This window comes from Streptomyces sp. NPDC046900, assembly GCF_040644975.1.
Taxonomy (GTDB): Bacteria; Actinomycetota; Actinomycetes; order Streptomycetales; family Streptomycetaceae; genus Streptomyces.
Genome location: NZ_JBEYXD010000001.1, coordinates 53,493 through 67,748, shown reverse-complemented (window position 1 = coordinate 67,748; position 14,256 = coordinate 53,493). Strand labels below are relative to the sequence as shown.

Annotated in this window: 12 protein-coding genes; 9 read left to right on the top strand and 3 right to left on the bottom strand. The window is 70.2% G+C overall.

All coding sequences use genetic code 11. The features are described from left to right. Nucleotides 1–154 precede the first annotated feature (154 nt). Together ABZ904_RS00265 and ABZ904_RS00260 are read left to right on the top strand one after the other, a co-directional pair. Nucleotides 155–1,492 carry a hemolysin family protein gene (locus tag ABZ904_RS00265; RefSeq protein WP_360992091.1) on the top strand — a complete coding sequence of 446 codons (1,338 nt, stop codon included), beginning with the start codon at nt 155–157 and terminating at the stop codon, nt 1,490–1,492. Beyond that, nucleotides 1,489–2,619: a hemolysin family protein gene (locus ABZ904_RS00260; protein WP_359397838.1), complete on the top strand. Its 1,131-nt coding sequence runs from the start codon at nt 1,489–1,491 to the stop codon at nt 2,617–2,619. The genes ABZ904_RS00265 and ABZ904_RS00260 overlap by 4 nt, the downstream gene beginning before the upstream one ends. A gap of 106 nt (nt 2,620–2,725) precedes the next feature. Here the strand turns inward: ABZ904_RS00260 and ABZ904_RS00255 are convergent, their stop codons facing one another. Together ABZ904_RS00255 and ABZ904_RS00250 are read right to left on the bottom strand one after the other, a co-directional pair. After that, the gene (locus ABZ904_RS00255) at nt 2,726–4,582 is read right to left on the bottom strand and encodes an AAA family ATPase (RefSeq protein ID WP_359397836.1); all 1,857 of its coding nucleotides are present in this window, start codon (nt 4,580–4,582) and stop codon (nt 2,726–2,728) included. A 432-nt stretch (nt 4,583–5,014) separates the two neighbouring features. Further along, a complete protein-coding gene (locus tag ABZ904_RS00250) occupies nt 5,015–5,665 on the bottom strand; it encodes a hypothetical protein (protein ID WP_359397834.1) in 651 nt (216 codons plus the stop codon). Between the two features lie 256 nt (nt 5,666–5,921). Between ABZ904_RS00250 and ABZ904_RS00245 the strand changes: the two genes are divergently transcribed. From ABZ904_RS00245 to ABZ904_RS00220, 6 genes are all read left to right on the top strand, one after another. Then, nucleotides 5,922–6,878, top strand: coding sequence for a hypothetical protein (locus ABZ904_RS00245; protein WP_359397832.1), 957 nt, complete (start codon nt 5,922–5,924; stop codon nt 6,876–6,878). A gap of 136 nt (nt 6,879–7,014) precedes the next feature. After that, on the top strand, nt 7,015–8,469 hold the full coding sequence (locus ABZ904_RS00240; RefSeq protein WP_359397830.1) for an amino acid permease: 1,455 nt from the start codon (nt 7,015–7,017) through the stop codon (nt 8,467–8,469). A 224-nt stretch (nt 8,470–8,693) separates the two neighbouring features. Then, on the top strand, nt 8,694–10,055 hold the full coding sequence (locus ABZ904_RS00235; RefSeq protein WP_359397828.1) for a peptidase C39 family protein: 1,362 nt from the start codon (nt 8,694–8,696) through the stop codon (nt 10,053–10,055). Between the two features lie 147 nt (nt 10,056–10,202). Further along, nucleotides 10,203–10,349: an SCO1431 family membrane protein gene (locus ABZ904_RS00230; RefSeq protein WP_359397826.1), complete on the top strand. Its 147-nt coding sequence runs from the start codon at nt 10,203–10,205 to the stop codon at nt 10,347–10,349. 128 nt (nt 10,350–10,477) lie between these two features. Further along, complete coding sequence (locus ABZ904_RS00225; protein ID WP_359397823.1) at nt 10,478–11,140, top strand: TetR/AcrR family transcriptional regulator; 663 nt, start codon at nt 10,478–10,480, stop codon at nt 11,138–11,140. Between the two features lie 280 nt (nt 11,141–11,420). After that, complete coding sequence (locus tag ABZ904_RS00220; protein ID WP_359397821.1) at nt 11,421–12,629, top strand: acyl-CoA dehydrogenase family protein; 1,209 nt, start codon at nt 11,421–11,423, stop codon at nt 12,627–12,629. A 459-nt stretch (nt 12,630–13,088) separates the two neighbouring features. Here the strand turns inward: ABZ904_RS00220 and ABZ904_RS00215 are convergent, their stop codons facing one another. Beyond that, a complete protein-coding gene (locus tag ABZ904_RS00215) occupies nt 13,089–13,517 on the bottom strand; it encodes a hypothetical protein (protein WP_359397819.1) in 429 nt (142 codons plus the stop codon). Nucleotides 13,518–13,786: 269 nt separating this feature from the next. Between ABZ904_RS00215 and ABZ904_RS00210 the strand changes: the two genes are divergently transcribed. Then, complete coding sequence (locus tag ABZ904_RS00210) at nt 13,787–14,227, top strand: Lrp/AsnC family transcriptional regulator (protein ID WP_359397817.1); 441 nt, start codon at nt 13,787–13,789, stop codon at nt 14,225–14,227. The last annotated feature ends 29 nt before the right edge of the window (nt 14,228–14,256 follow it).

Here is a 14,256-nt window from a genome sequence, read left to right as displayed (position 1 = left end):
CCTCCGCCTCTGGTGCTCCGCCCGGTGCTCAGAGGCTCCTGCTATCCGAGGAGTGACTCCCTCCGGCGATGGACGGATCGTCCTGTAGTACCTGCGCCGCCCCCTGCCGACATAGCGCGGACCGTGTCCGCGTGAACGCGGAGGCGGCGGCATCATGACCATCCCCCTGCTGCTCCTCGGGGCGGCGTTCCTGCTCATCCTGGCCAATGGCTTCTTCGTCGCGGCCGAATTCGGACTCGTGACGGTCGAGCGGCCCGACGCCGAGAAGGCGGCCGCGGAGGGCGACCGACGGGCTCGCACCGTCGTCGTCGCGCTCAGGGAGCTGTCCTTCCAGCTCTCGGGCACCCAGCTCGGCATCACCATCACGTCCCTCGTCGTCGGCATGCTCGCCGAACCGGCACTGGCCGAGCTGCTGCGCGGCCCGCTCGCCGCGACAGGCATCCCCGAGGGCGCGCTCTCCGGTGTCGCCGTGGTCGTCGGCATGCTGCTTGCCTCGGCCGTGCAGATGGTGATCGGCGAGCTCGTACCCAAGAACTGGGCCGTGTCCCGGCCGCTCCAGGTCGCACGCTTCGTGGCGGGTCCGCAGCACTTCTTCTCGCGGCTGTTCCGGCCGGTGATCGCGGCCCTCAACACGGTCGCCAACCGGCTGGTGCGCGCCCTCGGCGTCGAGCCCACCGAGGAGCTGGCCTCCGCCCGCACCCCCGGGGAGCTCGTCTCCCTGGCCCGCCACTCGGCGCGGGCCGGCGCGCTGGAGCAGGACACGGCCGACCTTTTCGTCCGGACGCTGTCGCTGGGCGAGCTGACCGCGCAGCACGTGATGACCCCGCGTGTGAAGGTGAGCGCGCTGCAGTCGTCGGCCACCGCGCAGGACGTGGTCAATCTGACCCGGGCCACGGGTCTGTCCCGCTTCCCCGTCTACCGGGAGAAGATCGACGAGATCGTCGGCATGGCGCACCTCAAGGACGCCCTCGCGGTGCCCTCGCGCGAACGGCTGCGTACGCCGGTCACCCGGATCGCCCAGACGCCGCTGCTCGTCCCGGAGACGCTGCCCGTGCAGCCTCTGCTGGAGCGGCTGCGCAGCGAGCAGCCCATCGCCGTCGTCGTCGACGAGTACGGCGGGACGGCGGGCGTCGTCACCCTCGAGGACATCGTCGAGGAACTGGTCGGCGAGGTGCGTGACGAGCACGACCGGCAGGACCTGCCCGAACTCGCCGTCGCGCCCGCCGAGGACGGACGGCCCGCGTGGGACGCCGACGGCAGCTGCCGTGTCGACATCCTGCAGCGCATAGGCCTCGACGTGCCGGAGGGGCCGTACGAGACCGTGGCCGGTCTTGTGGCCGACCTCCTCGGCCGGATCCCCGCTCCCGGTGACCGGGCCGAGCTGCCCGGCTGGCGGCTCACGGTGCGCCAGGTGGGGCACTACCGCGCCGAGCGGGTCAGGCTCGTGAAGCTCGCGGACGTCTCCGCCCCGGCCGCGGAGGTGCTGCGATGAGTGTGCTCCAACTGGCGTTCGCCTGCCTGCTGGTGCTGGTGAACGGCTTCTTCGTCGGCGCCGAGTTCGCGCTCGTGTCCGTGCGGCGCAGCCAGATCGAGCCCCTCGGGACCGCACAGGCCCGTCAGGTGCTGTACGGACTCGAACGGCTGCCGCAGATGATGGCCGCCGCCCAGTTCGGCATCACCGTGTGCTCGCTGACGCTGGGCGCCGTGGCCGAGCCGACGGTGGCCCATCTGCTCGAGCCGGTGTTCGAGGTGGTGCACATCCCCGACGGGGTGATCCATCCGCTCGGCTATGTGATCGCGCTCGCCGCCGTCGTCTTCTTCCACCTGGTGATCGGCGAGATGGTGCCGAAGAACCTGGCGATGGCGGCGCCGGAGCGGGCCGCGCTGTGGCTGAGCCCGGGCCTTGTGGCCTTCGCCCGGCTGTGCCGGCCGGTGACGGTCGCGCTGAGCGCCTGCGCCAAGGTGATCCTCCGGCTCTTCCGGGTGGAGCAGAAGGACGAGGTCGAGGCGGTCTTCACCAGCGAACAGCTCAACCAGCTGGTGGAGGACTCCGGCCAGGCGGGGCTGCTCGACCCCGAGGAGCAGGAGCGGCTGGAGGACGCGCTGGAGCTGGGCTCGCGCCCGGTGACCGACGTGCTTCTCGACTCGGCTCTGCTGGTGACGGTGGAACCCACGGTGACTCCGGGCGAGGTGGTGGCGCTCACGGCGCGCACCGGGTACTCGCGTTTCCCCGTTGTCGCGGCGAACGGCGCCTTCATGGGCTACCTGCATGTGAAGGACGTCCTCGACCTGGAGGACTCCGATCGGGCGGTGCCGCAGCAGCTGTGGCGGCCGATGACGACGCTCGCCGCGGAGCTGCCGCTGGACGACGCGCTGACGGTGATGCGCAGGGCCGCCACGCACCTCGCCCAGGTCGCCGGTGCCTCCGGCCGGGTGCTCGGTCTGGTCGCCCTGGAGGACGTCCTGGAACTCCTGGTCGGCGAGGTCAGGGACCCGGCCCACCGCGAAGCCCCGCCCCAGCCGCGCATGGCGGAGCCGGAGCGGCAGGAACGCGTCGCGGAACCGGAGCAGAAGGAGCTCGTGGCAGAACCGGAGCAGAAGGAAGCGGTACCGAGCTGATCGGCCGTGGTGCGTCCGCGCCTCGCGTGGGGCGCGGACGCACCACGCGACCCACGACAGAGAACCGCCGGCCGCCGGACGGTCGGCGGTTCGCGCTGTCAGGCACTCACGGCCCCGGAGGATCCTGCGGCCCCCGGCCGGAAAGTACCTCGCCGTACGCCTGCATCAGGTCCGGCAGCCGCAAGGTCGACAGATCGTCCCGGGTCGGTGTCGCGGGATAGCCCGTCAGCCGCAGGTCCCGATAGGCACAGCTCTTCTCGTACAGCGTCCGCAGGAACCGCCCGTTGCCGAGCTCGTCGATCCAGCCCTGGTCCACGACGTGACCGGCGATGGAGCGGAGCTCCTCCAGGGCCTCCTCGTCCCAGAGGTCGCCGTTGTCCGCCGCCAGCACCTCGCCGATCGAGGTCAGTTCCAGAGGGCGGTAGGAGGGGAAGTCGACGCGGGTCGTGAACCGTGAGGACAGACCCGGGTTGGCGGCCAGCAGACGGTCCATGCCCTCGGGATAGCCGGCCAGGATCACCACGAGGTGGTCGCGGTTGTCCTCGGCCCGCTTCAGCAGTACCTGCAGGGCCTCGTCGCCGTAGGCGTCGCCCTTGCCGTATCCCGAGTTGGACAGCGAGTAGGCCTCGTCCACGAACAGTACGCCGCCGATCGCCGAGTCGATCAGCTCGTTCGCCTTCACCGCGGTCTGGCCCAGGTACTCGCCGACCAGGTCCGCGCGCTGTGCTTCCAGCAGATGATCGCCGCCGAGCAGTCCGAGGGCGTAGAAGACCCGGCCCAGGATCCGCGCCACCGTCGTCTTGCCGGTGCCCGAGGGGCCGGAGAAGACGAAGTGCCGTTTCGGCGGCTGCACGGGTAAGCCCTGCCCGGCCCGTAGCCGGGCCATGTTCAACTGCGCGGACAGCGCCTTGACCTGGCGCTTCACCGGCTCGAGGCCGACCATGCGCTCCAGCTCGGCGAGCGCTTCCTCCAGCATCGCCGGATCCGTCGGTCCGGTCGGCAGCGGCGGTCCCGGCACCGGGGACTTCTCCCGTACGAGGTCCCGCTGGGCGGGCATCGCGCCCGGCGGCGGTTCGGGATCGGAGAGCTTCACGTCCCGTCCCTCGGCGCCGAACAGCGGATCGAGCCCGTCCGGCCCGTCCAGCACGTCCCCGCCCCCGGTGAGCGCCATGGCGGCGAAGTCGGCCGCCTCGTCGTACCCGTCTCCCTCGGCGATCGCCGCGAGTCGTGCGGAGGTGTCCATGAACGCCGGGTCCACCCGGTGCACTGCCCGGTACAGCGGCAGTGCGGCCGCGGAACGGCCGGTTCCCTCGTGCGCGCGGGCCAGCCAGTACCGCAGTTCCTTGCGTTGGGGCTGCTCGCTGCGGCAGCGCATCAGGGCGGCGGCGAGCAGCGGCTCCGCCTGCCCGTACATCTCCAGACGCACCCGGGCCATCCCTCCGAAGAGGCCGGCCTCTATGCCGAGCATCGGGTCGTCGATCAGCGGATCCGTGTGCCGGACCAACTGTTCCCAGTCCTTGACCAGGTAGGCCCGGCAGGAGTGCAGGAAGCGGACCTGGGGGTCGGCGTCGACGGGCGGCAGTCCCGCGAGCGCCCGGTCGAGTTCGGGGACGTGGCGGCCGTCCAGCCAGTGCGAGGCGTGCGCGAGCAGCAGGTCGCGCGGGCTCTCCAGCACGGGTTGCACCCACCAGCCCAGCCAGTACCAGGAGTTGAGGGTGCGCCGGTGCCGCGCCCGCTGCTCCCCGAAACGGTCCCGGTGACGGAACATCCGCAGCAGTGCGGTCGTGGTGTCGACGCGCAGTGCGTGCAGCCCGAGCCAGCCGTCGGCCATTCCGGGATCGATCCGCACCGCGGCGCGGAACTCCTCCTCCGCCTGCGGATACGCGCCCATGGTGTAGGCGTCGACGCCTCGCAGCCAGGCGAGGTCGGCCGGAGCCTCGGGGCCTCGCGTGCCGAAGTCCATCACGTCCCCCACAAACCGTGCCCCCGTTGGTTCACCGGCGAGCCCGTGCCCGTCGGCCGCCCTGCGCGAACCGCCTTTGCACGGACCGGAGTTGCAACCGTGCGCAGAGCAGTGTCCGAAGGTCGCACCGAAAGGCATCGTACCTGCGGGACACCGGCGCACCGAAGGGTGCCGCACAGGCCGTTTGAGGAGGTGGGAGCAGACAGGGCGCGTCGCACATGGTGACTGAGGGTGAGTGAATCACGCCTCATGGCGCCCGCAGAAGGTGTTCCGGGCAGAACGAAGCCCCCGATCACGGGGGAACAACCGGGGGCTTCGCGTTCTGATGGCGGCCACGAAAGCCGCTTATTGAGAACGTAAGACCTGTACGGCTCCCGGGTCAAGCCGACTTGGAGCAGTCAAAGAAGTTCTCCGGCAAGGGTCTTCACCAGTTCAGCACACTGCGGATGATCCATCACGGAGGGTGAGGACGCGGTCCGGACCAACACTACTCCCGGGCCCCGGGAGTACCTCGTACCCCTTGTCTCTCTGGTGCACCAGGAGATCGGCGAAGGGGCGTGAGGGGTCCCGGGTGAAGTGGCGGCGTTCCGCCTCGATCCAGCCGTTCCAGAACGCGCGCTGCTCCTCCCCGTCCCTGGACCGGCCGCGTGTCCAGGCCTCCTCGGCCGGCAGCTCCATCCAGAGCAGCCCCGCCAGATACGGCCGCACGGCCCGGCGGCCGGCACCGACGCCCTCGACCAGGATCACGGGGGCGGGCGCCAGCGCGCGGGCGGTCCCGAAGGCGCGAGCGCGCCAGTCGTAAGGGCGGTAGTGCGCCGTCTCGGCCCTGCCGAGCGGTTCGATCACATCCCGCAGCAGACGCTCGACCCAGGCGAACAACTCCTCGTGGGTGGCGATGTCGTCGAGGTGCAGCACGGGAGCGCCGTCGAGCGCGGTCGCCAACTGCCCGGCGAACGTGGACTTCCCGGAGCCCGCATGCCCGTCGACGCCGATGAGGCGGACGGGGCCGCAGGACGGCGGCAGTTGCCGCAGAAGGGACGCGAGGGCGTGAATGGAGATTCCCGGGGTACGAGGGGCTGGCATATTTCGCCGGAAGATTCTATCGGGCCCTGTCGGTGCCCCTCGGACGGGTGTCCGAGTCGATGGTGTGCGGCGGAGAAATTGGTGCCACATTGAACTGTTCATTCATCAATCTTTGGCTCCTTCTATTCGTGCTCACCCGGCCTTGGATGTCTTCCGGGTGAGTATTCGGGAAACGCCCGTTCCGGTTGTTGCCCTTGCTGAGTAGGGTGCCTGGAGCGCAACCGCCAGGCGTTCGTACGGGGATGGACGGGGGAGCATGGCCGCTGGGTTATTCGAAGGGCAGTATGTGTGGCATCCGGCGGCCGACGACCGCGACCTGGCGAGCGTATGTGTGGAAGTACGGGTCGGCCGCTATCTGAGCGCTCGGGAACTGCTCGCAGAGACGCGCGAGGACACCGGGCTGCGCGCCCACCGCTCCCTGGTCCTCGCCTCCGAAGCCGCCGACTCCGATCTGGCTGAACACTGGCTGGCCGAGGAGCCCGGCCCGGAAGCCGCACTGATGTGGGCGCGGGTCGCCGTGCTACGGGCCCTGCGTGCCGCCGACGCGCAGGACGAGCGGGCCCGTGCGCTGGAGCGCATCGCGCTCAAGGCGTGCGAACGCGCCACGACGGCGGCGCCGTACGACCCCACGCCATGGGTGGTGCGGCTCGCGCTGACGCGCCTGCACGCCGTCCATGAGCCCGCCCCACAGGGACTGCTCACCGCGCCGGCCGGTCCCTGGCAGCTGTTCTCGCACGTGCTGCGGCTCGCCCCCTTCCACCGCGAGGGCCACCATCGGTTCCTCGCCTATTTCTTCGGCCGGAACGGCGGCTCGGTGAACGCCGCCTGGGACGTCGCCGCCTTCCTCGGCCAGCGCGCGCCTGCCACGTCCTCGCTGCGGCTGCTGCCTCTGGTCGCGCTCGTCGAGAGCTACGACCCCTCCCGGCTGCTGGCCGACCGGGTCTGGGAGCAGCCCCAGTGGCGCTCCGCCGCGCTCGCGATCTACCAGAACTGGCTGCCGCAGGTCGCCGGCTACCGCTTCACCCCGGTGCTCGACCTGGCGTATCTGGCGCACGCACTGGTCATGGCCGAGTGCTCCTTCGAGGCACGCGCCGTCCTCATGGCCATGGGGCCCTACGCCTCGCGCATGCCCTGGAGCGTCTTCGGCGACCCGGTGGAGCAGCTCTCTCGCGCCCGACGCAGCTGCGGACTGCCCGTGCCGGGCACCGCCTGACGCGTGCGTCCGCTGTCCCGCTCAACCCCCCACACAGAAAGGTCCGCTCGTGTCAGAACGGATATCCGCACCCCGTACGCGACGACATGCGGGAAGGGATCCCGTCGCGATAGACGACGACGCCACACTCCACGCGATGGGGTATCCGAGGAAACTCACCCGGAGGTTTCAGGCCTTCGACAATTTCGCCATTTCCTTCACCATCATCAACATCCTCTCCGGAATCTTCTCGTCGTTCGGGTTCGGTATGAACGCGGGCGGGCCGCGCGTTCTGGTCTTCGGCTGGATCGGCGTCTCCGTCATGGTGCTCTTCATCGGCGCGGCGATGGCGGAGGTGGCCTCCGCCTATCCGACGAGTGGAGCCCTGTACTTCTCCGCCGGAAAGCTCGCCAAGCGGCATCAGGGGGCCTGGTCCTGGTACACGGGCTGGCTCAACTTCGTCGGTCAGGTGGGCGGTACCGCGGCCACCGGATACGCGGCAGCCACCTTCATCCAGGCGTTCATCTCCCTTGAGCGGCCCTCGTACGAGCCGACCGCGCACCAGACCGTGCTCATCACGGCGGTGATCATCGTGGTGCAGGGGCTGGCCAACACGTACACCGTGCGGCTGGTCGCCGTCCTCAACCGGATCTCGGTGTGGTGGCTGCTGATCGGGCTCGTGGCGATCGTGGGCGCGCTCGTGGCCGTCCCGGACGAGCACCGTCCCGCGTCCTTCGTCACACACTTCGCGAACAACACCGGCTTCACCAACGGGCTCTTCGGCGGCATGCTCGGCCTGCTCGTCACCAGTTGGACCTTCACCGGCTTCGACGGCAGCTTCCACATGTCCGAGGAGACGGTACGGGCGACGGTCAACGCTCCCCGGGGCATCACCCGGGCCATCGGCTACTCGGCGATCACCGGTCTGATCCTCATGCTGGCCCTGGTGTACAGCATCGGCGACTACGCCAAGGTGGCCGGTTCCTCGGCGCCGCCCGTGCAGATCCTCATCGACGGGCTCGGCACGGGCGTCGCGAAGGTGCTGCTGCTGGTCGTCATCGGTGCCATGCTCTTCTGCGGGCTCGCCAATCTGACCAGCAACACCCGGCAGATCTTCGCGTTCTCGCGAGACGGTGCGATGCCGGGCTCCCGCTGGTGGCACTCCGTCTCGCCGCGTACCCGCACACCCGTCAAGGCGGTCTGGCTCGCCGTTGCCTGCTCGCTGCTCCTGGTGCTGCCCGGCTGGTGGTCCCACACCGCCTTCACGGCGATCGTCAGCGTCAACGTGGTGGGCCTCTTCCTCGCCTACGCCGTGCCGATCTTCCTGCGACTCAGGCTCGGCGCCGAGTTCCGTCCCGGACCCTGGCACCTCGGACGGTGGAGCGCGCCCGTGGGCGTCGTCGCCGTCGTGTGGATCCTGCTCAGCAGCGTGCTCTTCATGCTGCCCCAGGCCGCGCCGATCACCGTGGACTCCTTCAACTACGCACCGATCGCCCTCGCGGTTGTGCTGCTCGTGGCCACCGTGTGGTGGTTCGCCACCGCGCGCCGCCGCTTCCGGGGACCGGTCAGCTACGGCCGCCCGGACGAGGTGGCGGCGATGGACCTCGTCTGAGGGCACAGCGGCCCCTGCACGGGAAGGGCACCGGCGCCCGGTCAGACCTGGCGCGCCGGTGCCCGTCGGGGATGGCGGCACCCCAGGTCATGCCAGTGGTCGAGACCAATATTGGTGGACGCGCCGACGGCCGAACAGCTGGCACGGTGCCCGCACGGCGGCCATAGTTGGCGCACACCGTGCATCTGAACCAGCGCTTCAGGACAACTGGGAGTCACCCACCGATGAGCAAAGCTTCAGAGCCGTCCCGCAGAACCCTCCTCGCCGCCGCGGTCGTCGCGGCCACGGCGACCGGAGCGGCCGCCGTCCCGGCGGCAGCGGCCGTCCCGGCCGGGGGGTCCACCAAGGAATCCTCGCGTCCGGTGGACTACCGTGCCTGGACCTCGTACTCCGACTGGCGCACCGGGTCCGCGCAGGGTGTCCGGCCCGTCGCGGGCCTGCGCCCCTCGGTGGTGATCGCCACCCCCGCAGGCCGCTTCGACTACACCGATCCGCACACCGGCAAGACCGCCACCTGGGAGTACGCCGTCTGGACCTCCCCGGTTCACCGGCTGTCCGTCCCGTCCACCGAGGCCATCGCCTCCTGGAACGCCCAGACCCCGGCCGGCACCTGGCTCCAGGTCGAACTGCAGGGCGGCTACTCCGACGGCACGCAGACCCCCTGGTACGTGATGGGCCGCTGGGCGGCCGGAGACGAGGACATCAAGCGGACCTCCGTCGACGATCAGAAGGACGGCAAGAGCAGCATTTCGACCGACACCTTCGCCATCGCAGACGCGGCATCAGGCCTGCGGCTGGTCTCGTACCAGTTGCGCCTGACCCTCTACCGCGCCCCGGGCACCAAGCTCACCCCGGTCGTGTGGCGGCTCGGCGCCATGGGCTCCGACATCCCCGACCGCTTCACCGTCCCCGCCTCCACGCCCGCGCTGGCCAAGGAGCTGATCGTCCCGCGGTACTCGCAGGAGATCCACAAGGGCCAGTACCCGCAGTACGACAACGGCGGCGAGGCCTGGTGCAGCCCGACCTCCTCCCAGATGATCATCGAGTACTGGGGGCGGAAACCCACCGCCGAGCAGCTTTCCTGGGTCGATCCGTCCTATGCCGACCCGCAGGTCTGCCTCGCCGCCCGCTCCACCTACGACCACCAGTACCAGGGCTGCGGAAACTGGCCGTTCAACGCCGCCTACGCGGCGACGTACAAGGACCTGCGCGGGGTCGTCACCCGGCTGTCCTCGCTCACCGATCTGGAGACGCTGATCGCCGCGGGCATCCCGGCCATAACGTCACAGTCGTTCCTGAAGGAGGAGCTGACGGGAGCCGGGTACGGCACCTCGGGCCATCTGATGACCGTGATCGGCTTCACCGCCGACGGCGATGTGATCGCCAACGATCCGGCCTCGCCCGGCGACGAGGCGGTGCGCCGGGTCTACAAGAGGCGTGAGTGGGAGAACATCTGGCTCAGGACCAAGCGGTACAACGCCTCGGGCAAGGTCGTCTCCGGCACCGGGGGCGTCTGCTACCTGTACTTCCCGGCCCGTCCCACCGCGGGGCAGCGCAAGGCGCTCGCGGCCGTCGGCGTCCGCTGACGCACGCGGCCCCGGTCACCCGGTACGGCCCGGGGGACCGGTGGCCGCCGTGTGAGCAAGCTCTCCGCCGCGGCGGCGCATTCCGGTGGCAAGGTGGACACATCGGCGGGGGGAGTCCACCGTGCAGCCCTAGACCAGCGAGATGCCATGACCGCCAACTCAGCCACCGCCGCCCGCGTCCGCACCCGTACGGGTGGTCCCAAGGACGACGGTCCGAAGATCCTCGAGCATGTCGCGGGCTGGGCGCTCGTGCTGGTCCTCGCGATGTTCGTCACGCAGCTCGGTCTGCTGTGAGCTGAGTGGCCGGATCGCGCCCCGCTTTCCGAACAGTGTCCGACTGGTCGATCAGAGTCGAACATGATGCCGGTGTGGTTCTGCAATACTGCGGATAGCCCGCCGGAAATCGGAGACCTGGGTAGAAATTGAATATCAGTCAACAGCGAGGTGCGATATCCGCGCAGCCGCGCGGTACCGATCGCTCACTGGCGCGCCGCGCCGAACTCATCGCCATCGGGCGGAAGTTGTTCGCCGACACCTCCTACGACGCGTTGTCGATGGATGACATCGCGCGCCATGCCCATGTGGCGAAAGGACTGATCTACTACTACTTCAAATCCAAGCGAGGCTATTACCTGGCCATCGTCGAGGATTCGGTGGCCGACCTCGCCACCTCAGCGGCCGGCGGTCTGGAACTGCCGCCGGTGGAGCGGGTGCATCGCACGATCGACCGCTATCTGAGGTACGCCGAGCACAATCAGGCCGCCTACCGGACGATCGTCAGCGGCGGCGTGGGTTTCGACACCCAGGTGCACGCCATCCGGGACGGGGTGCGCGAGGTGATCGTCGCCATCATCGCCGAGGGGGCCTACGGCCGACGCGACATCCCCCCGCTGGTGCGTATGGGTCTGCTCGGATGGGTGTGCAGCGTGGAGGGCGCGACCCTCGACTGGATCGCCCGGCCGCAGCTGTCCCGCGAGACCCTGCGCGACCTGCTGGTGAAGATGCTCGGCGGAACGCTGCGCGCCATCGAGGAGCTCGAGCCCGCGTACGCTGCGCCGGCGCCGGCCCGCCGGGACGACACCTGAGGGGCGGCGGAAGCGACGGTCCGAAATCTCCAAGGGGACTAGACCACTTGGGTGATTGGTTCGGACCAATTTCGGGCCCCGGATCTTTCTTCGAGTAAGCGGTCGTTAACTGGTGACTCGGTGCCTCCGATCGGGCATACTCCAAACGCCACAACTGCTGGTCAGCCGCCTCCGAGACCCGGAGCGACGAGCATCGGCCAGGCCCAGTGAGACCCGGCGGCGCCACTCCCACCCACGGCAGGCGTCCGTCGATGCGCCCGACAGGGAGGAGAGCGTCGCCATGCCCGACCGCGCCCCGCAGCCGGTGGACCGGCAACTGCCCACGGACGAGGCCCGGGATCTGATCTCGCTCGTCCGTGACATCGCGCAGCACGAGATCGCCCCGAAGGCGGCAGAGGAAGAGGACGCGGGGCGTTTCCCGCGCGAGGTCTTCCGGCTGCTCTCCGAATCAGGACTCCTCGGCCTCCCCTACGACTCCGACTACGGCGGCGGTGACCAGCCGTACGAGGTCTACCTCCAGGTCCTCGAGGAGCTTGCCGCGGCCCGCCTCACCGTCGGCCTGGGCGTCAGCGTCCACACCCTGTCCTGCCATGCCCTCGCGCACTACGGCACCAAGGAGCAGCAGGTCGAGCATCTGCCCGCGATGCTCGGCGGCGGCCTGCTGGGTGCCTACTGCCTCTCCGAGGCATCGTCCGGTTCCGACGCCGCCGCCCTGCGCACCAGGGCCGTCCGGGAGGACGGGGACGCCTCCGGCGGGAGCGGAGCCGGCCGCGGGGGAGTCTGGTCGATCACCGGCACCAAGTCGTGGATCACCCACGGCGGGATCGCCGACTTCTACACCGTGATGGCGCGCACCGGCCAGGAGGGGCCGCGCGGGATCACCGCGTTCCTGGTGCCCGGCGACGCCGAGGGGCTGAGCGGGGCGGCGCCCGAGAAGAAGATGGGCATGAAGGGCTCGCCCACCGCGCAGGTCCACTTCGACGGGGTGCGCGTGTCCGACGACCGGCGCATCGGCGAGGAGGGCCAGGGCTTCGCGATCGCCCTGTCCGCGCTCGACTCCGGGCGGCTCGGCATCGCGGCCTGCGCCATCGGCCTCGCCCAGGCGGCCCTGGACGAGGCCCTCGCGTACGCCACCGGGCGGCGGCAGTTCGGCCGGCCGATCTCGGACTTCGAGGGCCTGCGCTTCATGCTGGCCGACATGGCGACGCAGATCGAGGCCGGCCGGGCGCTCTATCTGTCGGCGGCGCGGCTGCGCGACGCCGGTCGGCCGTTCGCCAAGCAGGCGGCCATGGCCAAGCTGCACTGCACCGACACCGCGATGAAGGTCACCACGGACGCCGTCCAGGTGCTCGGCGGGTACGGCTACACGGCGGACTTCCCGGCAGAGCGCTACATGCGCGAGGCCAAGGCCCTGCAGATCGTCGAGGGGACGAATCAGATCCAGCGGATGGTCATCGCCCGTCACCTCGCGGGTCCCGAGTCCCGCTGAGCTGCTCCGGGCCCGCAGTGAGCCGGCCCAGGCCTGTCGGAGGCGCCACCAGCCGCACCCACTCCGGGTCGTGGCGCCCCGGCAGCGTACGCCCGCCGTCGGCCCAGGTCCGCATCAGATCGCGGTAGATGGGGGGATCCTGGGGCTGCGCCGGCGCGAGCGTTCGTGTGGGTGCCGGCACGAACACCCGTCGCCGACGCGCGGGCGCCGAATACGTGGCAGTCATGCAGGGGGAACGCCGGCGCCCCTGCGCAGGTCACCGGCCCCGCTAATCGAGAGTGAGTTCCCCTCGGGCCCGTACGGGGGCATGGCGCGCGTTCAAAGGGCACGGCGATCCCGTCGCACGGTATCGGCTCGGCGGCCGGCGGGGGCGTGCCCGTTCTGCACCATGGGGGTCTGCGCTCCACGGTGCGGGGCAGTCATCGGGACGAGGTGTGACGCCGGGGGATGCCGTGTGGGTCAGGCGGCCTGGTGCCGCATCACCGGCATGCGCATCGGGCGCGAACCCGCGCCGCCGACGTGCGAGAACGGCTGCATCCGCCAGTCGAGCCCCTGAGGGAGCGTCAGCAGCAGGGCCGTGTCCTGCTCCTGGGGTACCGCGGACTCGTCCGCGGGCCGGGCTTCGGACGCCGCGCGCCCGGTGCCGCGGCAGACCGTGAGCCCGAACGGGTTCCACGGCGAGGCGCACAGCGCGTGCTCGGGCAGGAACTCCTCGTCCGCCAGGAGTGCGATGGGCTGCGCGCAGTCCGGGCAGATCACCCGGTACATCTCGAAGGTGTCGTACGCGTCGAGCTCGTCGTCGCCCGCTTCGACGCCCTCCGGCTCGGGCGCGACGACCGGCTGCTGCCGCTTGGACGCAGGACGACCAGAGCGCTTCAGACTGTGCATGGATTCTCCCCCTCGGGCTGGGCCGGCCAGGAGCTGTGGCCTCGACCACAGCAAGCACTTCCCGTCCGGTCCGGGCGGTAATCACGAAGACATCACGAAGCCTGTTCGGGCACTGTGGCGTTGGTCACATGCCGTTCGAAGGTGCCGGATGCGAGGATCCCGGCCCCGGCCGGGGGCTCGGACGACGCTCCCTGCACCATGACAAACCGGGCATGACCTGCGCCGCTCGGGTATCCGCGGGGAACGGGCGCACTGTAGGTTCTACCGGCATGGAGGAGCTGGACCGACAGATCGTGCAGCTGCTCGTCAAGGACGGGCGGATGAGTTACACCGATCTGGGCAAGGCCACGGGCCTGTCCACATCGGCCGTGCATCAGCGGGTGCGCCGGCTTGAGCAGCGCGGTGTCATTCGCGGGTATGCGGCGGTCGTCGACCCGGAGGCCATCGGGCTGCCGATGACCGCCTTCATCTCGGTGAAACCGTTCGATCCCAGCGCCCCCGACGACATCGCCGAGCGCCTCGCCGGCGTCCCGGAGATCGAGGCCTGCCACAGCGTCGCGGGCGAGGAGAACTACATCCTCAAGGTGCGCGTGGCCACACCCCACGAGCTGGAGGAACTGCTGGCGCGGCTGCGGTCCCTCGCGGGGGTGTCCACGCGCACGACGGTGGTGCTGTCCACCCCGTACGAGTCGCGGCCGCCCCGCATCTGACCGACCTGCGTGCCGGGCGGCAGAAGCGA